This window comes from Streptomyces sp. NPDC093085 (assembly GCF_040683935.1).
Taxonomy (GTDB): Bacteria; Actinomycetota; Actinomycetes; order Streptomycetales; family Streptomycetaceae; genus Streptomyces.
On the sequence record NZ_JBFBFB010000015.1, the window covers coordinates 178,558 to 203,686 of the forward strand.

General features: G+C 70.3%; 22 protein-coding genes and 4 pseudogenes. 13 read left to right on the forward strand and 13 right to left on the reverse strand.

Translation table 11 applies throughout. The features are described 5' to 3' along the window. Positions 1-25: 25 nt before the first annotated feature. The 4 genes and pseudogenes from AB0O07_RS31040 (at position 26) to AB0O07_RS31055 (ending at position 1,661) form a co-directional block, all read left to right on the forward strand. The gene (locus AB0O07_RS31040) at positions 26-460 is read left to right on the forward strand and encodes an NUDIX domain-containing protein (RefSeq protein WP_365639564.1); all 435 of its coding nucleotides are present in this window, start codon (positions 26-28) and stop codon (positions 458-460) included. A 46-nt stretch (positions 461-506) separates the two neighbouring features. Further along, positions 507-931: pseudogene (locus tag AB0O07_RS31045) on the forward strand (ATP-binding protein). Positions 932-942: 11 nt separating this feature from the next. Then, positions 943-1,269 carry a hypothetical protein gene (locus AB0O07_RS31050; RefSeq protein ID WP_365639566.1) on the forward strand — a complete coding sequence of 109 codons (327 nt, stop codon included), beginning with the start codon at positions 943-945 and terminating at the stop codon, positions 1,267-1,269. Then, positions 1,266-1,661 (forward strand): hypothetical protein, encoded by a 396-nt coding sequence (locus tag AB0O07_RS31055; protein ID WP_365639569.1) that lies wholly within the window; start codon positions 1,266-1,268, stop codon positions 1,659-1,661. Before AB0O07_RS31050 ends, AB0O07_RS31055 begins: the two co-directional genes overlap by 4 nt. A gap of 456 nt (positions 1,662-2,117) precedes the next feature. Here AB0O07_RS31055 and AB0O07_RS31060 read toward each other — a convergent pair whose 3' ends face one another. The 4 genes and pseudogenes from AB0O07_RS31060 to AB0O07_RS31075 form a co-directional block, all read right to left on the reverse strand. After that, positions 2,118-2,384: a hypothetical protein gene (locus tag AB0O07_RS31060; protein ID WP_365639571.1), complete on the reverse strand. Its 267-nt coding sequence runs from the start codon at positions 2,382-2,384 to the stop codon at positions 2,118-2,120. A gap of 232 nt (positions 2,385-2,616) precedes the next feature. Next, entirely contained in the window at positions 2,617-3,414 is a 798-nt protein-coding gene (locus tag AB0O07_RS31065) for a hypothetical protein (RefSeq protein ID WP_365639574.1), read from the reverse strand. Positions 3,415-3,612: 198 nt separating this feature from the next. Next, positions 3,613-3,878 (reverse strand): annotated as a pseudogene (locus AB0O07_RS31070) (plasmid transfer protein); the annotation flags it as partial. Between the two features lie 1,159 nt (positions 3,879-5,037). After that, positions 5,038-5,142: pseudogene (locus tag AB0O07_RS31075) on the reverse strand (protein kinase); the annotation flags it as partial. 170 nt (positions 5,143-5,312) lie between these two features. Between AB0O07_RS31075 and AB0O07_RS31080 the strand changes: the two are divergent. Then, the gene (locus AB0O07_RS31080) at positions 5,313-5,531 is read left to right on the forward strand and encodes an NUDIX domain-containing protein (protein WP_365639576.1); all 219 of its coding nucleotides are present in this window, start codon (positions 5,313-5,315) and stop codon (positions 5,529-5,531) included. 50 nt (positions 5,532-5,581) lie between these two features. Here the strand turns inward: AB0O07_RS31080 and AB0O07_RS31085 are convergent, their stop codons facing one another. Then, positions 5,582-5,926 carry a hypothetical protein gene (locus tag AB0O07_RS31085; RefSeq protein ID WP_365639577.1) on the reverse strand — a complete coding sequence of 115 codons (345 nt, stop codon included), beginning with the start codon at positions 5,924-5,926 and terminating at the stop codon, positions 5,582-5,584. A 248-nt stretch (positions 5,927-6,174) separates the two neighbouring features. On the opposite strand from AB0O07_RS31085, the gene AB0O07_RS31090 reads away from it, so the two are divergent. The 7 genes and pseudogenes from AB0O07_RS31090 (at position 6,175) to AB0O07_RS31120 (ending at position 16,587) form a co-directional block, all read left to right on the forward strand. After that, positions 6,175-7,122 (forward strand): DUF2797 domain-containing protein, encoded by a 948-nt coding sequence (locus AB0O07_RS31090; protein ID WP_365639654.1) that lies wholly within the window; start codon positions 6,175-6,177, stop codon positions 7,120-7,122. A gap of 144 nt (positions 7,123-7,266) precedes the next feature. Continuing rightward, on the forward strand, positions 7,267-8,094 hold the full coding sequence (locus AB0O07_RS31095; protein ID WP_365639579.1) for a response regulator transcription factor: 828 nt from the start codon (positions 7,267-7,269) through the stop codon (positions 8,092-8,094). Positions 8,095-8,225: 131 nt separating this feature from the next. After that, positions 8,226-9,740 (forward strand): annotated as a pseudogene (locus AB0O07_RS31100) (HAMP domain-containing sensor histidine kinase); the annotation flags it as partial. Positions 9,741-10,146: 406 nt separating this feature from the next. Beyond that, positions 10,147-11,574 carry a bifunctional glycosyltransferase family 2/GtrA family protein gene (locus AB0O07_RS31105; protein ID WP_365639581.1) on the forward strand — a complete coding sequence of 476 codons (1,428 nt, stop codon included), beginning with the start codon at positions 10,147-10,149 and terminating at the stop codon, positions 11,572-11,574. Continuing rightward, on the forward strand, positions 11,571-13,934 hold the full coding sequence (locus AB0O07_RS31110; protein WP_365639583.1) for a glycosyltransferase family 39 protein: 2,364 nt from the start codon (positions 11,571-11,573) through the stop codon (positions 13,932-13,934). Before AB0O07_RS31105 ends, AB0O07_RS31110 begins: the two co-directional genes overlap by 4 nt. A 123-nt stretch (positions 13,935-14,057) precedes the next feature. Further along, entirely contained in the window at positions 14,058-15,638 is a 1,581-nt protein-coding gene (locus tag AB0O07_RS31115) for an MFS transporter (RefSeq protein WP_365639585.1), read from the forward strand. 28 nt (positions 15,639-15,666) lie between these two features. After that, positions 15,667-16,587, forward strand: coding sequence for a TetR/AcrR family transcriptional regulator (locus tag AB0O07_RS31120; protein ID WP_365639586.1), 921 nt, complete (start codon positions 15,667-15,669; stop codon positions 16,585-16,587). 203 nt (positions 16,588-16,790) lie between these two features. On the opposite strand, the gene AB0O07_RS31125 is transcribed toward AB0O07_RS31120, so the two are convergent. The 4 genes from AB0O07_RS31125 to AB0O07_RS31140 all read right to left on the reverse strand — a co-directional run bounded on the left by AB0O07_RS31125 (position 16,791) and on the right by AB0O07_RS31140 (position 21,544). Continuing rightward, positions 16,791-17,255, reverse strand: a complete 465-nt coding sequence (locus AB0O07_RS31125; protein WP_365639588.1) for a PPOX class F420-dependent oxidoreductase — start codon at positions 17,253-17,255, stop codon at positions 16,791-16,793. 95 nt (positions 17,256-17,350) lie between these two features. Further along, positions 17,351-18,178: a YceI family protein gene (locus AB0O07_RS31130; protein ID WP_365639591.1), complete on the reverse strand. Its 828-nt coding sequence runs from the start codon at positions 18,176-18,178 to the stop codon at positions 17,351-17,353. Between the two features lie 149 nt (positions 18,179-18,327). Continuing rightward, entirely contained in the window at positions 18,328-20,970 is a 2,643-nt protein-coding gene (locus AB0O07_RS31135; protein WP_365639593.1) for an MFS transporter, read from the reverse strand. Between the two features lie 13 nt (positions 20,971-20,983). Beyond that, on the reverse strand, positions 20,984-21,544 hold the full coding sequence (locus AB0O07_RS31140) for a MarR family transcriptional regulator (RefSeq protein WP_365639595.1): 561 nt from the start codon (positions 21,542-21,544) through the stop codon (positions 20,984-20,986). A 243-nt stretch (positions 21,545-21,787) separates the two neighbouring features. Between AB0O07_RS31140 and AB0O07_RS31145 the strand changes: the two genes are divergently transcribed. After that, positions 21,788-21,997, forward strand: coding sequence for a hypothetical protein (locus tag AB0O07_RS31145; RefSeq protein ID WP_365639597.1), 210 nt, complete (start codon positions 21,788-21,790; stop codon positions 21,995-21,997). A gap of 227 nt (positions 21,998-22,224) precedes the next feature. Here AB0O07_RS31145 and AB0O07_RS31150 read toward each other — a convergent pair whose 3' ends face one another. The 4 genes from AB0O07_RS31150 to AB0O07_RS31165 form a co-directional block, all read right to left on the reverse strand. Further along, positions 22,225-23,214 carry an RNA polymerase sigma factor SigF gene (locus AB0O07_RS31150; RefSeq protein ID WP_365639599.1) on the reverse strand — a complete coding sequence of 330 codons (990 nt, stop codon included), beginning with the start codon at positions 23,212-23,214 and terminating at the stop codon, positions 22,225-22,227. A 233-nt stretch (positions 23,215-23,447) separates the two neighbouring features. Then, a complete protein-coding gene (locus tag AB0O07_RS31155) occupies positions 23,448-24,305 on the reverse strand; it encodes an RNA polymerase sigma factor SigF (protein WP_365639601.1) in 858 nt (285 codons plus the stop codon). 168 nt (positions 24,306-24,473) lie between these two features. Further along, the gene (locus tag AB0O07_RS31160) at positions 24,474-24,767 is read right to left on the reverse strand and encodes a Dabb family protein (protein ID WP_365639603.1); all 294 of its coding nucleotides are present in this window, start codon (positions 24,765-24,767) and stop codon (positions 24,474-24,476) included. A gap of 52 nt (positions 24,768-24,819) precedes the next feature. Next, positions 24,820-24,984, reverse strand: a complete 165-nt coding sequence (locus tag AB0O07_RS31165; RefSeq protein ID WP_365639605.1) for a hypothetical protein — start codon at positions 24,982-24,984, stop codon at positions 24,820-24,822. Positions 24,985-25,129 lie beyond the last annotated feature (145 nt).

The following is a 25,129-nucleotide window of genomic DNA, read 5'->3' on the forward strand; positions in this document are numbered from 1 at the left end:
GCCCCGTGGACGAGGAACGCCGAGAGTGACCACAGCCGAACGTCCCCATTCCGTGAGCGTCGCGGGAGTGATCGTGGACGACCACGGTCGCGCCCTGCTGATCAAGCGGCGCGACAACGGGCACTGGGAGCCGCCGGGCGGTGTGGTCGAGGCCGGCGAGACCCTGCCCGACGCGTTGCAACGGGAAGTCCTGGAGGAGACCGGAATCAAGATCGCCCTCCCGGCGACCCTGACCGGCGTCTACAAGAACATGACGGGCCTGATCGTCTCGCTCGTCTTCCGCTGCCAGGCGATCGAGGGGCAGCCCACCACCGGCGACGAGACCAAAGCCCTGCGCTGGGTCGCCCGTGACGAGGTGGCGGAGCTGGCCGACGAGGCGTACGCGATTCGCGTGCAGGACGCCCTTGACGAGGTGTCCCCGCCTGCCGTCCGTGCCCACGACGGCGTGAAACTCGTCTAGCACTAACCAACGGTCCATAGCCGCCCACCAGCGTAAAGGAACTTGTATGCACGAGTATACGAGCAGGGTGCGGGTCTGGGGGCTGACTTGCCCAGGTTTCCGGGAAGAGGTCAGCAGAGCGCGGCGATGGACCCGCGACATCCTCAGCGGCCACCCCATGCCGGCGACATCGCTCTCATCGTCAGCGAGCTGGGCACGAACGCGCTCCTCTACACGGCCAGCGGCACCGAGACCGGCGTCTTCCACATCGCACTCGCCCTCTCCGATCACGTGATCGCCGTCTCCGTCACCGACGCCGGAGGAAGCGACACCACCCCCAAGGACACCTATGCCGACGACGACGCCCTACGCGGCCGAGGACTGGACATGGTCAGCACCCTCGCCCACAGCGTCTCCATCCACGGCAACGACCAAGGCCACACCGTCACCGCGGAACTCCTCACGGGCCACCCCGGAGCCCACCCGTGGTGACGCCCACAGAGATGAGCCCCTTACCGGCATGGGCACCGAGGGCCGGCTACTGGTGCGAGGCCAGCGCCCACACACCCGGAGCCCGCACCATCTGGCTCAACTCCCACCCGGCCAACAGCCCCCGCACCGCCCTGCGCTGGCTCTGCAGCCGCGTCCAGGACGTCACCGACCAACTCGACCAGCCATACGCGCAACCGGGCCACCACTGGCTCACCGACGAAGCCGAACACGAACGAGCCCGCACCGCCCTGGCCCACGGCGAGACCTACGTACTCACCTTCCACGACGACACCACCCGCTACGTACTCTCCGCCCGCCCCACGGGAAGTGCCCGATGACCGAACCGGCACCGATACTCACCCGCGCCTTCCAGTGCGCATGCTGGATACACCGCCCCACAACCACCCAGGCCCCGACCCTCATCGACTCCATCGACATCGAGACCGCCACGCAAGCCATCCGATGGATCAGAGTCGCCGTCCGCACCATCACCTCAGCCCTCGAACCCGACGCCCGCGAGCAAGCCTGGGACTGGCTGTCAGCCGACTACCGCAACGCCCTCCACGCCCTCACCAGCGGCCAGCCGTGCACCCTCACCCTCCACGACAGCGGCACCACCATCCAATGGACCGCCCACCCCACGACCTACCTCAAACTCGCCACCCGCCAGGGCCTCAACCTCCCAGCCTGCGCAGAGCAGTACATGCAGCCCCAACAGCAGCGTGAGTAACAACTTTCTCTACGGTTTCAAGGCACCCGGCTGCGCTTCGCTCCGCCGGGCGCGCTTCCCGGCTCTGGCTGCGCCCGCGCTCCTGCCTTCGGCCCGCTCGGCGCTGCCGACGCCGACGCGCGCCCACAACTGGATAGGCCCGGGGGCATGAGACGAGAACCAAGCCCGCGGCTTCAAGAGGATGCCTCCGGCGGGGGCGCTCAGACTCAGGGATGGGAGGGGCACCGTTCGCGAGTGCCGGCCGGAGCGGGGTGAGCGTCGTGAGGCTCCCATCCCGACCACCTTCGACCCAGGCAGAGCCGAGCAGTCGCGGCCCAGGGCGTCAAGGTCGTTCGTACAGTGGCGCGCTCCACCTTGACGCCCTGAACCACGCCCGCTCCACGGAGTGTGGGTCGAAGGCAGACGGGATGGGAGCCGGGGTAAGTGGTGGGCTGATGGGTGGCGCAACAATCGGCTTCAGCGCATTAGTCGCCTATCGCTTCCCCAGTAGAAATAGAGCGTTTTTCTACGAGAATTCTTTAGTTGCGCCAGAAGGGCAGCGTATTCCGCGTCCGGCGTCTGCCACTGATCATCTTCCCACTCGGGAATCAAATATGGTTCGAGGGCGGCCAAGGCGCTCCGCATCTCTTGTACGGCCTGGCGGTAGTATTCGAATCCCTTCACGGGGAGTTCGCGAAGATAGGTGCGAGCCTCGTCCGTATCCCCGATTTCCGACAAGCTCACGGTCCTTGGGTACCTGGCGGCCAATTGGGCTACACGTACAGCGGCAATAGCGCGGTCGAAAGCCTCGCGTCGCGATGTTTGCCACCCGAAGCGCGTGGCGGCCAGTGGTGCAAAGAGAGCGCCCACCAGCACGCCAGAAAGAGCTATCACGGGAGCTATCCATGATGCCATCTGCACGCCTTGTCCCCTCCCTCGGTCCTAGGTTGAGCGGTTCCAGCCTATGACGCTCAGGTTAGTAGATCTTCCGAAAGCGCGTCCAGCCCGCGCTCGGCGACCAGCGGAATCCGTCACCTGTATTCCATGAACTCATAGCCCATAGGTGAGTTATTTCCTTTGGTAGCTGCGGGGGAAGTGTTGGTAGAGGGCCATCAGGTCTCATCAACGGGTCAAGGGCTTCAAACGGTGCCGTAGTGAAACCTGGGAGCAGGAGAAACAAATGCCGCTCAACTGCTCCCGACCGGCGCAGCTTGCCAAGGTTGTCAGATTGGCTAGGCTCGCTGAGCCAATTGCTTACCCATTGAGAGAAGGCGTCACCAGTGTCAGGGACCCAGCCGCCAGATCGTTCGGGTGGCAGGCTGATCGTGAAATAGACACTGCCGGGGAAATCAGTCGGAGACTGGTATGCGGAGATGATTCCCAATCGCTCGACCCTCTCCACCAGGTCCTCGGTAGGGCTATGAACCTCACTAATTTGAGGAACGCCCATCGCCTCCAGGCTGGCGAGGAGCCGAGGGAGTTCGGAGCGAATGCGCTTCGCCCGTGCGGTCGGCGCAAGGGACACCATCCATCCGCCGGCAAGCTCCTCTCGGATCCACGTGGCACCACCGTTTATGAGCTTCCACAGCTCTAGCGATGCCGCATCCGCAGCTGCCGTTACCTCCAGGGCCGCGAACCTCAGGCCTTCACGCACAAGATCGAAGTCGTGCATGCCCGGACGGCTACCATCGTCGTGAACCAGTACCTCCACGTCCGGCAGTGCCTGCTGCAAACACGCGCGCACCCACTGTTCTTCGCTACGGGTTCGTTGCATACGAGGACTATGCCGACGACGTGCTGTCACCGCGAGCGGTTTCGTGTAGGAGCTGGCCGCGATGGGGGCCGTCTCGGGGTCGTGGAAGGGTATTCAACGGGTGACCAACGCTGACCAGTATCGACGGCTCAACAGCAGGTCACAGCGTTGATCGGTAGTGTGACCGCAGGTAAGAAACCCGGCCCGTCACTTCATCGTCATCTGCACCCGGCGCAGTAGGTCGTAGCCGGTCATCCGCAGTTCCGCGAAGCCGGGCTTGGTCGGACACACGTGGACTGTGTGGACGCCCCAGGCGTGGCTCAGTTGCTCGGGGACGGCGGCTAGGCCGGCGGGCAGGTGGAGCGTGACCTGAAGCCCGGGCGACGTGCCCCAGACTCGGCGGATCTTCGGGGCCACCGGGCGGACCTCGTGGCGGGCGACACAGCGCGCTATCGAACTCGCAGACCGGACGGCTGCACCGTCAGCTCGCGCCACTGAGCGGGCCCTCGTCGAGGGTTGCGGATGCGTGAGATGGCTCTCTGGCTGAGGAGCCAGATGAACCTACTGTGTCTCAGTGGATGAACTGACATCAGAACTGGCCTACATCAAGACTCAGCGCAGGCAACTCCGGGAAGCTGAGTATGCGTTAACGGAACGAGCACGTTCCGCTGCCTCGCAGGCTTTCGCTCTCGGCATGTCTCCCGAGCTGGTTGCTGCGCGACTTGGGTACGGCGTTAAGGCGGTTTCCCGCTGGCAAAAGCTGCCGCCTCCTGAGCTCCCCTCTGCAACGCACGATGCCCGGTGGGGCAGAGCCGAGGAGGGGCGCAGTCGAAAGGAAGCCCGTCGAGAGGCCCGGCGACAGCGCCTCATTCGCTGGCGTGCTCGCGACGTATGGCGCAGGCGAACGCTGCCCCCTGATGATCAATGGCTGGGCGACTGCAACATGTGATGTAGGACACAATTTAATGATTGGGAAGTGTGGTACGCGCGCGTGCGCGCCCGGGCGCGACCAGGAGCTCAAGTAGGCGCCAACTCAACGTGTGGGAGGGTGATTTGCGGCTTTTCGGGATGCCTAGACTCGCAGCAGAAACACCGAGGGCTCCCTGGACCGGCGCCTCCTACAGCAGACGGTCTGGGAGCCCTCGTACGAGTCACCGTCCATCGCTCGACTTGGGAGACCCGAATGACCCGTAAGAGTAGGCGACCCATTCCCGCAGCGCCCAGCCCAGCGACCGCCTGGCAGAGGCTCAGGGAGCGCCGGAAGCAACTCGGCAAGTTCCTAGGTCGTCATGCAGTCGCAGGCTTCTTGACCGGTGCCTGCAGCGCCTTGGGCGCGTTCAGCATGCGGATGTGGCTCGGCTGACGTCCGCACGCTCGACACCTTGCTGATCACTCGGGTGGTTGCGGTACAGCAGCGAAGTACCGCAACCGCAGCAGCCCTTGGCGTCTAGTCGGGCCCCCGTAAGACCTCCGTCTGACCTGTTTGCCTTTCGCTGACCGCTCTGCATAGAGCTACGGATCAGAAGGTTGCAGGTTCGAATCCTGCCGAGTGCACAGCAGACCAGAGGCCCTGTGGAGCAATCCACAGGGCCTCTGTCTTTTGCCTGACGGCAGTGTTGAAGGCAACCGGATTCATGGGGCCGATCAGACGGCTACCGGGGGTCGGTCCTCTGGCGTGAGGCTGAGCATGGCGTCGATCAACTTGCCCAACTCGCCAGGCGCCTTCACGGGCCGGCGCCGACTGTTCGCCGCCCGTGGCGTGCAGTTCGGCCAGCGCCTCGACGCGTCCCAGGGCCACGCTGGTGTGAGGTGGGATGGATGAATCTCGCTCACGGCATGGCGGCGCCAGTAGGAGGAGACTGACCATGGCACGGACCGAGTACTACGACGACCCGGCGGCACCGGAGCCGAACAGCTAGGTGGTCGCCGCGTCTGCTGTGGTTACCGACGACGAGGGGCACGTTCTCCTTCAGCGTCGCCGGGACAACGATCTTTGGGCGCTCCCTGGTGGCGGCATGGAGATGACCGACTCACTCCCGGGAACGGCTGTCCGCGAGGTCCGGCTGCCGATGCACCACACGCAGCGGCTCCGGATCCGCCACTTCCTGGAGCACCGTGAGCGGCCCTACCTTGGTTGATCTTTCCGGGTTGCGGTGACGGCGACCCTGATCGTGTGTGGGCTGGTGGCTCAGGAGCAATTGCAGGATATGGAGTAGACGAGGAAGGTGACTGCCACGGCACAGGTGGCTGCCGCCGCGCCGGCCAGTCGCCCGCGGCGGCCTGGCTTGGCGGGGCGGAGGAGTTCCCAGGCGCCGTAGGCGAGGAAGAGCAGCAGGCCTGCGGCTGTGCCGCCGGTGAAGAGGGGGTTGTGTGACCAGCCCCAGAGGAATGCCAGGGCCAGGCCGGCGACGGTGCAACAGGCGGCTGCGGTCAGCACCAGCTCGCCGGTCAGTTCCCCCAGGAGTTCTTTCGCGAACGAGTAGATCTTACGGATCGCGCGATGGGCACGATTCCTCGTTGCGGGAATGGTCACGTGCTTCTCCAGGGGCGATATCGATGTCAGCGGCGGGGTGTGTGGGGGACGGCGATGATTTGGTAGGGGTCTTCGTAGATCACTTTGCCTGGGGCCGTTGAGCGGATTTCTTGCCAGGGGATGCCGTGGGCCGTGAGGAGGGCCAGGTAGGCGGGGAGGCGGGCGATCAGGGGGGGGGCTGCTTCTGGGGGACGGGGCTGCGGGGGGCTCATCCTGGCAGGCTTGGTGGGGAGGGCGGAGGTGTGGTGGTGACCTGGTGGTGTGAGGGGGTCCGGTGGGGTGGGGGTGTGCCTCTGGTGCGGTGGCGGCGGGGGCGGGAGGTTCGGGATCGGGGGTTGGAGTACGGGGGTGAGCTGGGGTTTCGGGCTGTTGGGGGGCGGGGGTGTGTGGGGGCTCGGGGGAATGTCTGTCCGGTGGGGGCGGTGGTTCCTGGGCGGAGTACCGGGGGGCGGTGTGCTGAGTGTGCGCGGCTTGAGCGGGCGCATTCTGTCGCTGCCGACACCCTGGCCGACGATCCGCGTACCTATCGGGTGTATCTGGCGTGGTTCGGGCCGGGGATGGTCAAGGTCGGGATCACCGGGGAGCGGCGCGGGTCCGCGCGGTTGCTGGAGCAGGGGGCCGTGGTCTTCTCCTGGCTCGGGCGGGGGCCGCTGATGGCCGCGCGGCGGACGGAGGAGGTGGTGCGCCGGGGGCTCGGGGTGCCGGACCGGGTTTCGTACGCGGAGAAGCGGAGGGTGCGGCTCTCCTTGCCGGGGGCCGGCGAACGGGCTGCCGAGGTCGAGGCGTTGCATGCGCGGGCCCTCGCGTTGGAGGGGTGGCCTCAGACGCTGGAGGCGGTCGCGTTTGAGGCCGTTGACCATGGCCGGGTTTTCGGGGTGGAGAACCTCGCGCCGGAGGCGGGGGCCGTTCAGGCGGTGGTTGAGCTGGTCGACGGGGGGTGTCTGGTGGGGCGCGTTGTCGCTGCCGCCGGGCCTGATCTCTATGTCGATGTCGACGCCGGTGCCGGTGCCGGTGCCGGTGCCGGTGGCGGTCGTCGTGAGGAGGGGGGAGTGGTTGTGCTGGATACTCGGCTCCTCGGCGGGTGGGGGTTGGCCGCCGTTCCTGATGCCCGGTACGGAGTCACCTTGCCCCTGGTGGAGGTGGCTGCCGGTGGTGGCGATGGTCGTGGTGGTGAGGGGCAGGGTGGGCTCTTCTGAGCTTGAGCCTGTGCCGAGTCTTCGGCCGAGGTGCGGAAGAGCTGTGCCGAGTCTTTAAGTCGCTGAGATTTCTGCTGTGGATTCTCAGGGAATTCACAGGGAGCCGAAAGGTCGCTCTCAGAGCGGCTCCTCAGGGTGTCCAGTATGACCATCACCTCGCCCCGCGGGCGCACCGAAATGCTCAGGCCGGACGGGAGCCCCGTCCGTGTGCTCGTCGTCGACGACGAGGCGTCGCTCACCGAGCTGCTCTCCATGGCCCTGCGGTACGAGGGGTGGGAGGTGCGCAGTGCCGGGGACGGGGCGGGTGCCGTGCGGAGTGCGCGGGAGTTCCGGCCCGATGCCGTCGTGCTGGACATCATGCTGCCGGACATGGACGGGCTCGCCGTCCTGGGGCGGCTCCGCCGCGAGCTGCCGCAGGTGCCGGTGCTCTTCCTCACCGCCAAGGACTCCGTCGAGGACCGGATCGCCGGGCTCACCGCAGGTGGCGACGACTACGTCACCAAGCCGTTCAGCCTGGAGGAGGTCGTCGCGCGGCTGCGGGGGCTGATCCGGCGGTCCGGCGCGGCGGCGGTACGGAGCGAATCGCTGCTGGTCGTCGGGGATCTGACGCTGGACGAGGACAGCCATGACGTGACCCGCGACGGGCACTCCATCCACCTCACCGCCACCGAGTTCGAACTGCTGCGCTACCTCATGCGCAACCCGCGCCGCGTGCTGAGCAAGGCGCAGATCCTGGACCGGGTCTGGTCGTACGACTTCGGCGGCCAGGCCAATGTCGTCGAGCTCTACATCTCCTACCTGCGACGGAAGATCGACGCGGGCCGGCCGCCGATGATCCACACCCGGCGCGGCGCCGGGTATCTGATCAAGCCCGGGGAGCCCCGTGAGGCCAACGGGTCCGGTGGGTCCGGTGGGGTCGGTAGTACTAGTGGGTCTGGTACGGCCAGTGGGTCCGGTGGGTCTTCGCGGTGAGGGAAGTGGGAGGAGTGGCTGAGGGGGGTTCCTCGGGTCCCTCGGGTGCCTCGGGTCCCTCGGGTGCCTCGGGTCCCTCGGGTGCCTCGGCGGGCCCGGGGGGCTCTGGGGTCAGGGGGCGGCGGTGGTCCTTGCGGACCCGGCTCGTCGTGTCGGCGGTCGCGCTGATCGCCGTCGTCGCCGCGGTCATCGGCGCGGTCACCACCATCGCCTTCCGCTCGTACCTCTACAACCAACTGGACAGCCAGGTCGCGGCCATCGCCATGCGCGCCGCCGGGCCCCCCGCCAAGGACCTGGGCGGATACGGGTCGGTGCCCCCGCCCCAGGACGCGATGGAGAAGGACCCGTTGGAGGTCGCCACCGGCGGGGGCGCGCCGCTGGGGACGGTCGGGGCCGTGGTGTCGGCCGACGGCGCCGTGGGGCGCGCCCTCGTCAGTGAGCAGAAGAGCGACAGCTCGGGGCCGCAGTTCTCGAACAAGTCGCTGACCTCGGCGCAGACCGGCGCCCTCGCCGCCGTCGGGCGGGACGGCTCGCCGCATACGGTGACGCTCCCGGGGCTCGGCGACTACCGGGTCATGTACATCGGGGGCATCAAGGGCGACTTCCTCGTCGGCGTCCCCCTCAAGGACGTCCAGGACACCCTCGGCATCCTCGTCCTCGTCGAGGTCTGCGTCACCCTCGCCGCCCTCGTCGCCGCGAGCATCGCGGGCGGCGCCCTCGTCGGGGTCGCCCTGCGCCCGCTGCGCCGCGTCGCCACCACGGCCACCCAGGTCTCCGAACTCCCCCTGCACAGCGGGGAGGTGGCCCCGCTCGTCCGGGTGCCCGCCGCCGAGGCCGATCCCCGTACCGAGGTCGGGCAGGTCGGCGCCGCGCTCAACCGCATGCTGGGCCATGTCGGTTCCGCGCTCGCCGCCCGGCAGGAGAGCGAGACCCGCGTACGGCAGTTCGTCGCCGACGCCGGCCATGAGCTGCGCACCCCGCTCGCCTCCATCCGCGGATACGCCGAACTCACCCGGCGCGGCCGCGAGGAGACCGGACCCGACACCCGGTACGCGCTCGGCCGGATCGAGGCCGAGGCGGAGCGGATGACCGGGCTGGTCGAGGACCTGCTGCTGCTGGCCCGCCTCGACGCCGGCCGGCCGCTCTCGTACGAGAACACCGACCTCTCCCCGCTGGTCGTGGACGCGCTCAGCGACGCGCACGCCGCCGGGCAGGACCACCACTGGCGGCTGGAGCTGCCGGGGCCCGAGGAGCCGCCCGCCACCGTGCACGGCGACGCCTCCCGGCTCCACCAGGTCCTGGTCAACCTGCTCGCCAACGCCCGTACGCACACCCCGCCCGGCACCACCGTCGTCGCCCGCGTCCGCCACAGCGCCGGCGCGCTGCCCGGCCGGCCGGTCCTGCCGGGGCAGGCGGGGCGGCTCTCCTCGGTCGTCCTGGAGGTGCGGGACGACGGTCCCGGTATCCCTCCGGCGCTCCTCCCCCATGTCTTCGAACGGTTCGCGCGCGGCGACGCCTCGCGCTCCCGCGCGGCCGGCTCCACCGGGCTCGGGCTGGCGATCGTCCAGGCCGTCGTCACCGCGCACGGCGGGACCGTGACGGTCGAGAGTGTCCCGGGCCGCACCGTCTTCTCCGTACGGCTGCCCTACGCGGCGGCGGGGACGGGGATCGGGACGGGGGCAGGGGCAGGGGCAGGGACGGGGACAGGTAACGGTACGGAGCCGGAGCGGGTGCCGGAACCGGGTGAGCCGTACGAGGCATGGCCCACCCAGGCCCCGTACCAAGCCCAGGCCCCGTACCAGGCCCCGGTCCAGCCCCAGGCCCCTGTCCAGCCCCAGGCCCCGGTCCAGCCCCAGGCCCCGGTACGGCCCCAGGCCGCCCCGCCCGCGCCCCAAGCCCCGCCCGCGTCGCCGTACCCGCAGACGTACGGAGCCCTCGCGCACCGGTTCTCCCAGCCGCTGCCCGAGGAGACGCCCGGCACAGGGCGCGACTCACAGACAGGACACAGGCTCACCACACGGCCATGACAGCGCGCTTCGCGAGCCTCTGATCATGCGAACCGACACTTCATGGGGCACCCTCCCGGCCCGGGAGCATCTCCCGGTCGAGGTGACCGAGGCCCCCGTACTCGACGTGACCATTCCCGTCTACAACGAGGAGCAGGACCTCGAACCATGTGTGCGGCGCCTCCATGGCCATCTGGCCCGTACGTTCCCGTACAGCTTCCGCATCACCATCGCGGACAACGCCAGCACGGACCGCACCCCCGAGGTCTCCGCCCGGCTGGACGCGGAGCTGCCGGAGGTACGGGCGTACCGCCTGGAGCAGAAGGGGCGCGGGAGGGCGCTCCGTACGGTCTGGTCGGACTCGGACTCGCCCGTCCTCGCCTATATGGACGTGGACCTCTCCACCGATCTGAACGCGCTGCTGCCGCTGGTCGCCCCCCTGATCTCCGGGCACTCCGATCTGGCGATCGGGTCCCGGCTCTCCCGGTCGTCGCGGGTCGTGCGTGGTCCCAAGCGCGAGTTCATCTCGCGGGCCTACAACCTCATCCTCAAGTCCTCTCTGTCGGCCCGGTTCAGTGATGCCCAGTGCGGGTTCAAGGCGATACGGCGCGATGTGGCTCAGCGGCTGCTTCCGATGGTCGAGGACACCGGCTGGTTCTTCGACACGGAGATGCTCGTGCTCGCGGAGCGGGCCGGACTGCGTATCCATGAGGTGCCGGTCGACTGGGTCGACGACCCGAACAGCACGGTGCACATCATCAGCACCGCGACCGAGGACCTCAAGGGCGTCTGGCGCGTGGGTCGCGCGCTCGCCGTGGGGGCGCTGCCTCTGGACCGGCTCGCGAGGCCCTTCGGGGACGACCCGAGGGACCGCCGGCTCCATGGGGTTCCCGGCGGTCTCGCCAGGCAACTGGTCGGCTTCTGCGTGGTGGGCGCTCTGTCCACGCTCTTCTATCTTGTCCTGTATTCCCTCTTCCGAACCCTCGCCGGCCCGCAAATCGCCAACGCCGCCGCGCTCTTGGTCTCCGCCATCGGCAACACGGCGGCGAACCGGAGGCTCACCTTCGGGGTACGCGGCCGGAGCGGCGCGGTCCGCCACCAGGCCCAGGGCCTGGTCGTCTTCGCCATCGGCCTCGCGCTGACCAGCGGTTCCCTCGCGGCGCTCGACGCGGCCACCGGCAACCCCGCGCACTCCACCGAACTGGCCGTCCTGATCGCCGCCAACCTCGCCGCGACCGTGCTGCGCTTCCTGCTCCTGCGCGCCTGGGTCTTCCCGGAGCGGCGCGCCGCCGACGCCGCCGCGAGCTACCCCGTGGAGTACCCCGGTTCCGGAGTCCCCGCCTCCGAGTACCCCACCTCCGAGTACCCCACCTCCGAGTACCCCGCCTCCGAGTACCCCGGTTCCGGCGCCCCCGGTCACTACGGAGCCCCCACCGGCCCCGCCGCCCTCTACTCAAGGAACGACGCCCGATGACCACGACCCTTCAGCCCGACGGGCCCGCGCCGGCGGCCGACGGTCCCGGCTCCGGCAGCGGCACCGCCGCCACCGGCACAGCCACCGCCACCGCGACCGGCAGCGGCAGCGGCTCCGCCACCGGCGCCGGACGCGTCGCCCGCTTCTGGCGGGGCAGGCCGGAGGACCCGGCCTGGGTGCGCCCCGCCCTGCTCGCCCTCCTGCTCGCCACCGGGCTCCTCCAGCTCTGGAACCTGAGCGCCTCCGGATACGCCAACTCCTTCTACTCCGCCGCCGTCCAGGCGGGCAGCGAGAGCTGGAAGGCCTTCTTCTTCGGCTCCTCCGACGCCGCGAACTCCATCACCGTCGACAAGCCCCCGGCCGCCCTCTGGCCGATGGCCCTCTCCGTACGCCTCTTCGGCCTCGGCTCCTGGCAGATCCTGGTGCCCGAGGTGCTGATGGGGGTCGGCACGATCGCCGTGCTGTACGCCGCCGTACGGCGCCGCTTCAGCCCGGTCGCCGGGCTCACCGCCGGCGTCGTCCTGGCATTGACGCCGGTCGCCGCCCTCATGTTCCGCTTCAACAACCCGGACGCGCTGCTCGCGCTCCTGATGACGGTCACCGTCTACTGCGTGCTCCGCGCGCTGGAGGGGGGCCGGACGAAGTGGCTGGTGTGGGCGGGCGTCGCGGTCGGCTTCGCCTTCCTCACCAAGACGCTCCAGGCGTTCCTGATCCTGCCGCCGCTGGCGCTGGTGTACGCGGTCTGCGCGCCGACCACGCTCCGGCGCAGGCTCGGTCAGCTCGCCCTCTCCGCCGGCGCCGCGGTGGTGGCAGGCGGCTGGTGGGTCGCGATCGTGGAGCTCTGGCCCGCCTCCTCCCGCCCGTACATCGGCGGTTCGCAGAACAACTCCTTCCTTGAGCTGACCTTCGGTTACAACGGCCTCGGCCGCATCAACGGCGATGAGACCGGCAGCGTCGGCGGGGGCGGCGCGGGCGGCCCCGGCGGCAACGGCGGCGGTGGCATGTGGGGCGAGACCGGCATCGGCCGGATGTTCAACTCCGAGGTCGGCGGCCAGATCTCCTGGCTGCTGCCCGCCGCCCTGATCCTGCTCGTCGCCGGGCTGGTCGTCACCCGTAAGGCGGCTCGTACGGACACGGCGCGCTCGGCGTTCCTCGTCTGGGGCAGCGCGCTGCTGATGACCATGGGCGTCTTCAGCTTCATGGCCGGCATCTTCCACCAGTACTACACGGTCGCCCTCGCCCCGTACCTCGCCGCCCTGATCGGCATGGGCGTCGCGGTGCTGTGGGAGGAGCGGGCGCGGATCCTGGCGTCGGCGACGCTCGCGGTGACCGCCGCGGCGACCGCGGTCTGGGCGTACGTGCTGCTCGGCCGGACTTCGGATTACCTGCCCTGGCTCCGCTGGGCGGTGCTGGTCGGCGGTCTGGTGGCGGCGGTCGGGCTGCTCTGCGCGGCGCGGCTGGGACGGCGGCTGGCGCTCGGCGCCGCGGGCCTCGGCCTCGCGGCCTCGCTGGCGGGCCCGTTCGCGTACACCCTCACCACCGTCAACTCCGCGCACACCGGCTCCATCGTCACGGCGGGCCCGGCCTCGATGGGCGGCCCCGGCGGGCGCGGCGGCTTCGGCGGCGGCCCCGGTGGCGGCGGCGGTCGCGGTGGTACGGGGATGCCGGGCCAGGGTCAGGGCCAGCAGGGCCAGGGCACGGGTCAGGGCAACGGCAACGGGATGGGGCAGCCCCCGACCGGCGGCGGCTTCCCCGGCGGCGGCCAGGGCGGCCAGGGCGGCCAGGGCATGGGCCAGCCCCCCACGCAGACCGGCCAGAACAGTCAGAACGGCCAGACCGGCAACGGCCAGACCGGCCAGAACGGCCAGCAGCAGGGCGGTATGCCCGGCGGCGCCATGGGCGGCGGCATGCCCGGCGGCATGGGCGAAGGCGGCATGGGAGGCGGCGGCATGGGCGGCCTCCTCAACGGCCAGAACGTCAGCAGCAAGGTCGAGGCCGCCCTCAAGAAGGACGCCTCCGACTACACCTGGGTCGCCGCCGCCATCGGCTCCCAGAACGCCGCCAGCTACCAGCTCGCCACCGAGAAGCCCGTCATGGCCATCGGCGGCTTCAACGGCAGCGACCCGTCCCCCACCCTCGCCCAGTTCAAGCAGTACGTGGCCGACGGGAAGATCCACTACTTCCTCTCCAGCGGCGGCGAGGGCGGCGGCATGGGCGGCGGCATGGGCGGCGGCGAGGGGCGCGGCGGCGGCCCCGGCGGCAGCGGCAGCTCCGCCATCACCACCTGGGTGGAGGCCACCTTCAAGAAGGTCACCGTGGACGGCACGACCCTCTACGACCTCACGCAGAAGGCGTCCTGAGACGCCGTGTCACCCGTATGGCCGAATAGCTGGCCATACGGTGTAAGGGAAAACCGAAAACCCCTGTACGGTGTATGGCGACGTGAGTCCCGTGCACCGTACAAGGCGTTTCAAGGAGCCCTCATGCCGACGCCGCCCGCCGAGCAGCCCCCTTCCGCCGCGCCCGCTCCCGATCCCGATCCCGCCCCCGCTCCCGCGGCGAAGCCCCCGGCCCCGCACCCCCAGCGCTGGCTCATCCTCGGTGTCATCTGCCTCGCCCAGCTCACCGTGCTGCTGGACAACACCATCCTCAGCGTCGCCATCCCCTCCCTCACCCGCGAACTGCACGCCTCCACCGCCGACATCCAGTGGATGATCAACGCCTACTCCCTGGTCCAGTCCGGCCTGCTGCTCACCGCCGGCAACGCCGCCGACCGCTACGGCCGCAAGAAGCTCCTCATCGCCGGGCTCGCCCTCTTCGGCCTCGGCTCCCTCGCCGCCGGACTCGCCCAGACCAGCGCGCAGTTGATCACCGCTCGCGCCGGGATGGGCGTCGGCGGCGCGCTGCTGATCACGACCACGCTCGCCGTCGTCGTCCAGGTCTTCGACTCCACCGAGCGGGTCAAGGCGATCGGCCTCTGGGCCATCGTCAACTCCCTCGGCTTCGCGGCCGGTCCGCTCCTCGGCGGCGTCATGCTCGAACACTTCTGGTGGGGCGCGATCTTCCTGATCAACATCCCCGTCGTCGTGCTCGGCCTGGTCGCGGTCGCCCTGCTCGTCCCCGAGTCGAAGTCCGGGGAGGGCGAACGCCCCGACCTGCTCGGCGCGCTGCTCTCCACCGTCGGTATGACCGCCGTGGTGTACGCGATCATCTCCGGCCCCGATCACGGCTGGGCCTCCGGCCGGGTGCTGCTCGCCGCCGCCGTCGGGGCCGTGGTCCTCGGCGCGTTCATCGCCTGGGAGCTGCGCATCCCTCACCCCATGCTCGACATGCGCTTCTTCCGCGACAGGCGCTTCGTCGGCGCGGTCGGCGGCGCCGTCCTGGTCGCCTTCGGGATGACCGGGTCGCTCTTCCTGCTGACCCAGCACCTCCAGTTCGTCCTGGGGTACGGGCCGCTCGACGCCGGGCTCCGTACGGCGCCGCTCGCGCTCACCGTCATCGCGCTCAACCTGTTCGGCGTGACCGCCCGGCTGCTGCCGCGCTTCGGCACCCCGGCGCTGATCGCCCTCGGCATGGCGCTGGTGGCCGCCGGGCTCACCTCGATCGCGCTGCTCGGCGCGCGGGGGTACGGCGGGATGCTGCTCGGCCTGGTCGTGATGGGCGCGGGGGTGGCGATCGCCCATCCGGTGATGGCCAACGCCATCATGAGCGCCATACCGCCGGAGAAGGCGGGGGTCGGGGCCGGGATCAACGGCACGCTGGCCGAGTTCGGCAACGGCCTCGGCGTCGCCGTCCTGGGCGCCGTGCTCAACGCCCGCTTCGCGGCGCTCGTACCGGCGGCGATCGGCGCCGCTTCGCTGCCGGCCGCGCTCGCCGCGGCGGAGGGGGCGGCGGAGCGGCTGCGCATCGCGGAGGCGTTCGCCCGGGGGCTGGAGACCAGCCAGCTCGTCGGCGCGGCGGCGGTCCTCGCCGGCGGGCTGCTGGCGGCGCTGCTGCTGCGCCGCGCCGAACGTACGGAGTCCGTCCCCGAGGCGCCGTCAGGGGCCCCTACGGGGGCGGCATAGCATGAAGAGGCCAGGAGGAGGGTCACCCATGGGACCGGAGACCGAGAGCGCCGAGCGCCCCGTCCGTACCAGCGTATGGCTGGCGGGGGCGGGCAAGGGAAAGCCGTCCGCCCGCACCCGCAGAGGCGGCGCCACACCCCCTGCGGAGTCCCCCTCGGGGAACCCTTCAGGGTCCTCCTCGGGGTCCCCTTCCGGGACCCCCGCCGGGTCCCCTTCCGGGACCGCTTCCGGAACCCCTTCCGGGCACCCCTCCGGGCTCGACCGGGACCGGATCACCGCCGCCTCCGTGGCGCTGCTCGACGCCGAGGGCCCGGCGAAGTTCTCCATGCGCCGCCTCGCCGCCGAGCTGGGGGTGACCGCGATGTCCCTCTACTGGTACGTGGACACCAAGGACGACCTCCTCGAACTCGCCCTGGACGCCGTCTTCGGCGAGGTCACCGTCCCCGACCTGACGGACGAGGACGCCGACTGGCGCGACCAGCTCCGCGCACTCGCCGCCAGCTACCGGGCGGTGCTCGTCCGCCACCACTGGGTCTCGCCGCTGGTCGGCAAGTACCTGAACATCGGCCCGCGTTCGATGGAGTTCTCCGCCGCCGTCCAGGCGGTCCTGGGCCGTACCGGACTGGCCCAGCAGGACCAGATGGGCGGGATCGGCGCGGTCTTCCAGTTCGTGTACGGCTTCGGCACCGTCGAGGGCCACTACGTCCAGCGGTGCGCCGACGCGGGGCTGAGCCAGGACGCGTACTTCCGGCAGGCGATGGGCGCGATCGGGCAACAGCCCGGGTACGAGGGGACGTTCGACAACGCGGGCCGCATCATGGCGGCGCGCGGCGGTGACACGGTCGAGGAGATGCGCCAGCGCGACTTCGACTTCGCGCTGGACCTGCTCGTCGCGGGCATCGAAACCATGCGGGACCGCCCCGGGGGAGGGAGCGGGGGCGGGGCCTGAGCCCCCGGCCGGAGGCCGGCGCCGCCTTCCCGGCCCCGGCTCTCCCGTACGGGCCCTACGGGCCATAGGGCCCCCAGGGGCCGCGCATCCCCTCCGTACCCCTAGGGCCCGTACGTACCCCTACGGCCCCTAAGGACCCCTAGGGCCCGTACGACCCCTCCGTACCCCTAGGGCCCCTACGGTCCCCACGGCCCTCACGTCCCCTACGGGGCCAGATGCGCCGGGAAGCCGCCGGTCGCGACCGGGGACCAGCGGACCGGGGTGATCCTGATGATCGACTTGCCCTGCCGCACCATCGCGGAGCGGTACTCGTCCCAGTCCGGGTGTTCCCCCGCGATGTTCCGGTAGTACTCCACCAGCGGCTCGACGGAGTCGGGCGAGTCGATGACCTCGGCCGCGCCGTCGACCTGCACCCACGGGCCGTTCCAGTCGTCCGAGAGGACGATCACGCTCACCCGCTCGTCCCGCTTGGCGTTCCGCGTCTTGGCGCGTTCGGGATACGTGGAGACGACGATCCGCCCCGAGTCGTCCACCCCGCAGGAGAGCGGGGAGCCCTGCGGGCGGCCGTCGGCGCGGGTGGTGAGCAGGATCGCGCGGTGCCGGGGCCGGACGAACTCCAGCAGCCCGGCCAGATCCACGGTCGTGTTCGTTGCGATGTTCGGTGCCATGCCCCGCACCCTACGACGGCCGGCCCGACGGCCGGCCCCGGCACATCCCCGACAGGCCCCTGCATCCCCGACAGGCCCCACGTCCCCGACAGGCCCTACATCCCCGGCACGCTCTCCCCCTGCACCGCCTGGACCTCCAGCTCCACCCGCAGCGTCGTCCCGATCGCCGCGATCCCCTTCTGCACCACCTGGTTGTAGTTCATCGCGAAGTCCGACCGCCGCAGCTCCGTCGTCGCGTGGAACGCCGCCCGTACACCGCCCCACGGGTCGGGCCCCGTCCCCAGGTAGCTCAGGTCCAGGTCGACCTCGCGGACGACCCCGTGCAGCGTGAGCCGGCCGTGCACCTTCCACCGGTCCGGGCCCGCGGGGGTCACCTCCGTACCCGTGTACGTGATCTCCGGGAAGCGTTCGACATCCAGGAAGTCCGGCGACCTGAGGTGCTTGTCGCGCAGCCCGTTGCCCGTGTCGATGCTGGCCGCCGCGATCACCGCCTCGACCCGCGCCCGCTCGGGGCCGCCCCCGGTGTCCAGGATCTCGATCCGGCCGCCGAACTCGGTGAACCGCCCGCGCACGCTGGAGATCCCGAGGTGCTGCGCCACCGCGCTCACCGAGGTGTGCGCCGGGTCGATCGACCACACCCCCGGCGGCGGCAGCTCGACCCCGCCCTGCCGGGTCAGGGTCACCGCCCCCAGATCCGCCCGCCCCGTACGGGTCACCAGCGCGGTGGAGGCGACCGGCGCGTAGCCGACCGCCGTGACGACCACGGTGTACGGGCCCGGCACGAGCGGCGAGTCGTCCCGTACGGCCCCTTCCTCGTCCGCCTCGGTACGGAGCACCTGCGCCCCGGTCATATCGGTCATGGTCACGATCGCGTGCTGGACCGCCCAGCCGTCGCGCGTGCGTACCTGTCCGCGAAGTCCCATCCCCGCACTCTCCTCGATCCCGCGTGCTGATCCCGCTGCCACCCAGTCACCCCCGCGCTCCGGACGCTCCTGCCGTCTCCCCGTCAACAGGGCCCCGAAGCGGGGGCGTTGGGCAGAGTACGGCCCAACGCCCCCACGGGAGGAAACAACTACACCCCGGGGTGCGCGAGTTCGATGTCGTGGCCGTCGACCCCGCGCCCGTCCACCCGCAACGCCCCGGCCACCGGCGGATATCCGGTCGCGATCACCGTGTACTCGCCCGAGTCGAGGTCGGCGAAGGCGTACGCCCCGTCGTCCCCGGTGGTGGCCGTGGCGACCACGTTCCCGGCCGCGTCCACCAGCGTCACCCGGGCGTCCTGGGCCGGCCGCCGGTCGGCGCCCGCCCGTACCGTGCCCTGGAGCACCGCACCGGCGCGGAGCGCGATGTCGATCCGGCTGACACGCTGGCCGCCGATCTCCACCGGCAGCGCCTGCGGCCGGAACCCGGCGGCGTTCACCGCGACGGTCACCGCGCCAGGGATCAGCTCGCCGAACGCGAACTCGCCCCGCTCGCCGGAGTTCCCGGTGGCCAGCACATCGCCCCGGACATCGGTCACGATGACCATCGCGCCCCGGACGGGCTCGCCGCCGTCCGCCGCCCGCACCGTACCGGCGAGGCCGCTCGTACCGGCGAGGAGGATGTCGTACGCCAGCGGCTCGTCCCGGACGACCACGGTGGACGCCTGGGGCTGGAAGCCGTCGGCGGAGGCGATCAGCACATACGAGCCGGGGCCCGGCGCGTCGAGCCGGTACCGCCCGTCGGGCTGGGCGACCGCGCGGGCGAGCTGCCGGCCGGCCAGCGAGATCAGGGTGACGGCGGCGCGCGGCACGGGGGCGGACTCGGTGCCGAGGACCGTGCCGTGGACGGTGGTCCCGTAGGGGGCGGGCTCAGGGGTCGCGGCGGCCCCGGAGACCCCGACGGCCCCTAGGGGACCGGGCTCCGTGGCCAGGGACACCAGCGGCTCGGCCGAGCCGGCCCCCGGGACACCCGGCGTCGCCGAGGCGCCCACAGCGACCGGCTCCAGCACCGGAGCGTGCGCCGCCGCCTCGACGGGGACGGCGGCGGTCACCGCGCCCACGGAGGTCACGGCGGTCACCGCGGCCACGGCCTCCGTACCCTCCGGCACCGGAGCCCCCTCCGGCTCCGAGGAGGCCTCGGGCCCCTCCACCGACTTGGTCCGCAGCGGGACCTCCTTGATGAAGAGCGTCAGCAGGAAGGCGATCAGCGCCATCGGCGCCGCGTACAGGAAGACGTCCGCGACCCCGTGCCCGTACGCCGCCTCGATGACCGGCCGCAGCGGCGCGGGCAGTTGCGCGAGGTTCGGGATCCCGCCGCCGCCCGTACCGGCGTGGCCCAGCGCCGCGCCCTGCGGCCCGAGGTCGGCGAGCCCCTCCTTCACGTAGTGCGTGATGCGGTTGCCGAGGATCGCGCCCAGCGCCGAGACGCCGACCGCGCCGCCCAGCGAGCGGAAGAAGGTGACGGTGGAGCTGGCCGAGCCGAGGTCCTGCGGGGCGACCTGGTTCTGGGTGGCGAGCACCAGGTTCTGCATCATCATGCCGACGCCGAGCCCCATGACGGCCATGTAGCCGGCCACATGCCAGTACGGGGTGTCGTACCGGATCGTGCCGAGCAGCGCGAGCCCCGCCGTGGTGAGGGCGCCGCCGGTGACCAGCCACGCCTTCCACCGCCCCGTCTTGGTGATGACCTGGCCGGAGATCGTGGAGGAGAGGAAGAGGCCGCCGATCATCGGGATGGTCATGACCCCGGACATCGTCGGCGACTTGCCCCGGGCGAGCTGGAAGTACTGGCTGAAGAAGATCGTCCCCGCGAACATCGCGATACCGACGAAGAGCGAGGCCAGCGAGGCGAGGGTGATGGTGCGGTTGCGGAAGAGCCGCAGCGGGATGATCGGCTCCTTGGCCCTCGTCTCGACGAGGACGAAGAGCGCGCCCAGCACGAGCGAGCCGCCGACCATGGCGTACGTCTGCCACGAGACCCAGTCGTACTTGTCGCCCGCGAAGGTCACCCACACGAGGAGCAGCGAGACGGCCGCGCTGATCAGGAAGGCGCCGCCCCAGTCGACCTTGACCTCGCGCTTGACGACGGGGAGCTTCAGGGTCTTCTGGAGCACGACCAGCGCGATGACCGCGAACGGCACGCCGACGTAGAAGCACCAGCGCCACCCGAGCCAGGAGGTGTCCGTGATGACCCCGCCGAGCAGCGGGCCGCCGACGGTCGCCACGGCGAAGGTCGCGCCGAGGTAGCCGCTGTACCGGCCGCGCTCGCGCGGCGCGATCATCGCGGCCATCACGATCTGGGCGAGCGCGGAGAGCCCGCCGACCCCGATCCCCTGGACGACCCGGCAGGCGATCAGCATCCCGGCGTTCTGCGAGAGCCCGGCGACCACCGAGCCCGCGACATAGATGACCAGGGATATCTGGACGAGCAGCTTCTTGCTGAAGATGTCGGCGAGCTTGCCCCACAGCGGGGTGGAGGCGGTCATCGCCAGCAGCGAGGCCGTCACCACCCAGGTGTACGCGCTCTGGCCGCCTCCGAGGTCGGAGATGATCTCCGGGAGGGCGTTGGAGACGATCGTCGACGAGAGGATCGCGACGAACATGCCCAGCAGCAGCCCGGAGAGCGCCTCCATGATCTGGCGGTGTGTCATCGGCGCGCCGCCGGTCGCGGGGGCGGGGGCGCCGCCGTGCCTGGCGTGGCCGCCCCGCACACCCGCTGGTGTGGTCGTAGCCATGGGATTCCTTGTCCTACTTCTCTTGCCGCACGGGTGTACGGGCGTACGGTTCCTGCGCGTCGTGCGTGTGGTGCGCGTCGTTCGTGTGGTGCGTGTCCTGCCGGTACTGCGCGGCATACGGGTTGTACGGGTTGTGCGGGTCGCGGCAGTCGCCGAAGCTGCTGCGCAACCGTCCGAGCAGGGCGCTGAGCTGGCCGACCTCCTCGTCGGTCCAGTCGTCGAGCGTCCGTGCGAACATCTCGGTCACCCGCCGGTCCAGCTCCCCGAGGAGTTCCCGCCCCGGGGGAGTGAGCCGCAGGATCCGCGAGCGCTTGTCGCCCGGGTCGGGCAACCGCTCGATCCAGCCACGCTCCGCCGCGTGCGCGACATGTCTGCTGGTCACGGAGGCGTTGACGGCGAGCAGCTCGGAGAGTCCGCTCATCCGTATCTCGCCGTGCCGCTCCAGCAGGGTCAGTACGGCGGCGGTGCCCCCCGGGCAGTCGGCGGGCAGGACGCGGGCGAGGCTGCGTTTGACCGCCCCCACCGCGCTGAGCTGCCGGGAAAGTTCCGCGTACTGACTCCGTGCGGCCGGCATGGCCCCTCCCGAGATGTTGTTGCTTAGGGCAACCATAAGACCATAGGATCAATTGGTTGCTGAAGGCAAACGAAAACGGGCCGTTCGTGGTAAAGGAAGCCAAAAGGCTTCGCCCGGGGCGGGTCATGCGGGTGTCGCGGGAGGGGTGTGAGCGACATCACCGGGGGCGGACCGGCGTCCTCAGGCCATCCGCCAGGGGTCCGGGGTTGGGCGGCGCTGCCGGGTTCGCTAGGGTCCTGCCGTATGGCACACAACCCCCATGCCCCGCAAGGACCCGAGGGATCTCCTGACCCGGCGGGCAGCACCCAGATGTTCCGCGCGTTCGTCGACGAGGGAGAGCCGCAGCGCCGGCAGGCGGCCCCGCAGCAGAGCGGGCCGAAGGCCGGGGTGATCGTCGGTGTGATCGGGGCCGTCGTGGTCCTGGCCGTCGTCGCCTGGCTGGCCTTCGCCTGACCGTCGCGGGTTCCCCGCACGCCGTACCGTCACCAGCGGTACGGCCGGACACGTACCGTCCTGCGGTATGACCCGATACGCGCCGTCCTGCGGTACGACCCGATACGTACCGTCCTGCGGGTACGACCCGATGCGCGCCGTCCTGCCGGAACCCCGCCCGCGTCGTCGTCCGGTGGCGTCCCCGGTTCTCCGGGGGCGGGCCGGGCGGTGGGCGGGGTCCGCGTGCCTCAGTCCGAGATCAGCCCTTCCCGCAACTGCGCCAGCGTGCGGGTGAGCAGCCGCGAGACGTGCATCTGCGAGATGCCGACCTCCTCGCCGATCTGCGACTGGGTCATGTTGGCGAAGAAGCGCAGCATGATGATCTGCCGCTCCCGGGGCGGGAGTTTGGCCAGCAGCGGCTTGAGCGACTCCCGGTACTCGACGCCCTCCAGCGCCATGTCCTCGTAGCCGAGCCGGTCCGCGAGCGAGCCCTCCCCGCCGTCGTCCTCCGGCGACGGCGAGTCCAGCGAGGACGCCGTGTACGCGTTGCCGACCGCGAGCCCGTCGACCACGTCCTCCTCGGAGACGCCCAGGACGGCGGCGAGTTCGGGGACGGTCGGGGAACGGTCCAGCTTCTGCGCCAGTTCGTCGCTGGCCTTGGTGAGCGCGAGGCGCAGCTCCTGGAGGCGCCGGGGGACCCGGACCGACCAGGAGGTGTCCCGGAAGAACCGTTTGATCTCACCGACGACCGTCGGCATCGCGAACGTCGGGAACTCGACCCCGCGTTCGCAGTCGAACCGGTCGATCGCCTTGATCAGGCCGATCGTGCCGACCTGGACGATGTCCTCCATCGGCTCGTTGCGGCTGCGGAAGCGGGCCGCCGCGTACCGGACCAGGGGGAGGTTGAGCTCGATGAGGGTGTCGCGTACGTAGACGCGCTCCGGGCTGTCCTGTTCGAGCACGGCGAGCCGCAGGAAGAGGGAGCGGGACAGCGTGCGGGTGTCGATGGCCTCCGGCTGGGGGGCGCGGGGCGGGACCGCCCGGGCCTGGTGGCCCGCCGCCGGGTCCACCGTGTCCACCGGGTTCACCGTGGCCACCGTGTCCAACCCGTCCACGTTCATGGTCACGTGGCTCGCGTGGTCGCTCACATGGTCGAGAGCGCCGGGCACGGAAGCCTCGGGCACGGGAGCGCTCTTCGTGAGCGTGAGCACCTTCGAGCTGCCCTGTTCTGCGGACATGCCACCCCCTTGAGGTCGCGGACGGTCGCGTCGGCCGCTCCCGTCGGAGGAACGCAGCCTCCACCTGAATACCGGTGCGGAGGCCGCGGCAAACGCGGTTCCAGCAGAATGTCACATGTCGGCAACACGCTGTAGTGACATGTCGACATCTAGTTGTTGGGTATGTCCGTGAATGATGCGCTATGGGGTAATTCGACCTGGGGCAGGAAGGTGGGCGGTTCTACCCCTGAGGGTTAAGCCTCGATTCGATTTGCGGATCGCAACCGGGCGAAGCTGCGCGCGAGAAGCCTTGACACATGCATTTGGGAGACGCCCAGCTCCTGGCTGATCTGCGACTGCGTCAGGTTGTTGTAGTACCGGAGCATCAGGATCCGCTGCTCGCGTTCCGGCAGTTGCACGAGCAGATGCCGGACGAGGTCGCGGTGCTCCACACCGGCCAGCGCGGGGTCCTCGTACCCCAGCCGGTCGAGCAGCCCGGGGAGCCCGTCGCCCTCCTGTGCCGCCTCCAGGGAGGTGGCGTGATACGAGCGTCCGGCCTCGATGCAGGCGAGCACCTCCTCCTCGGAGATCTTCAGCCGCTCGGCGATCTCGGCGGTCGTGGGGGAGCGGCCGTGAGCGGTCGTCAGGTCCTCGGTGGCGCCGGTGACCTGGACCCAGAGCTCGTGGAGCCGGCGCGGTACGTGGACCGTCCGCACATTGTCCCGAAAGTAACGTTTGATCTCGCCGACGACGGTCGGCATCGCGAAGGTGGGGAACTGGACGCCGCGCTCCGGATCGAACCGGTCGATGGCGTTGATCAGGCCGATCGTGCCGACCTGGACGACGTCCTCCATGGGCTCGTTACGGCTCCGGAAGCGGGCCGCCGCGTACCGGACGAGCGGCAGGTTCGCCTCGATGAGCGCCCCGCGCACGCGGGTGTGCTCCCGGGTGCCCGGCTCCAGGTTCTTCAGTTCGCCGAAGAGGACCTGGGTGAGGGCCCGGGTGTCGGCGCCACGGCTGACGCGGCGGTCGGGTTCGGGTCCGCGGTCGGCGTCGGGCCGGGGTTCGGTTTCGGTCTGGGGTGGCACCTGGGGCGTAGTACTGGCCGGCACGGTCACGCCACCCCTTCGTGGTCGACTACGTCAACTCATCCGTCAAAAGCGGTCATAGCATCACAAGACATGTCCACTGTGTGCAAGCACCCGAAAAAACCGTGTTGACGGAGAAAACCCCACATCATGCGATGTGGGGCGGGGTGTGAGAGGGAAGGTGAGGGCGGCTCAGAACTCGTAGTCGGCGATCACCCAGGTGGCGAATTCGCGCCACTGCGCGACGACGGCCTGGTGCGCCGGGTGGTCGAGGTACCGCTGGAGGGCGTCGCGGTCGGCGACGGCCGAGTTGACGCCGAAGTCGTACGCGATCGGGCGGTCGGTGATGTTCCAGGCGCACTCCCAGAACTCCACCTCCGGCACCTCGGCGCCCAGCTTCGTCAGCGCCGCCGCCCCGGCGGCCACCCGCGGCTCGTCGCGCGAGACGCCGTCGTTGAGCTTGAAGAGGACCAGGTGGCGGATCACGGGACGCTCCTTGGGACGGGTGGGCGGCGTGGCGCCCCAGTGCCCCTCGGCACTAGTTCACCAGCGCGGACATGAACGCGCCGACGCCCTGCGCGGCGCTCGAAATGCCCTCGAACCCTACCTGGACGAGATCCGCGGCCCGGTCGGGGGAAGTGATGATCGTGTACAGGACGAAGACGGCGAGCCCGTACAGCACGACTTTCTTCGCTTGACCCATCGCCCGCTTCCTCCCCGGTTCCCCACGTGCCCGGCTCTCCCCACGTGCGTCGCGAGAGTCTAACCGTACGAACGGGCCGGACCCGAGGCCGGTTTTCGCTTGATGCGGCTTTTATGGACCAAGGACCCGGAAGTCCGGGCCTTTT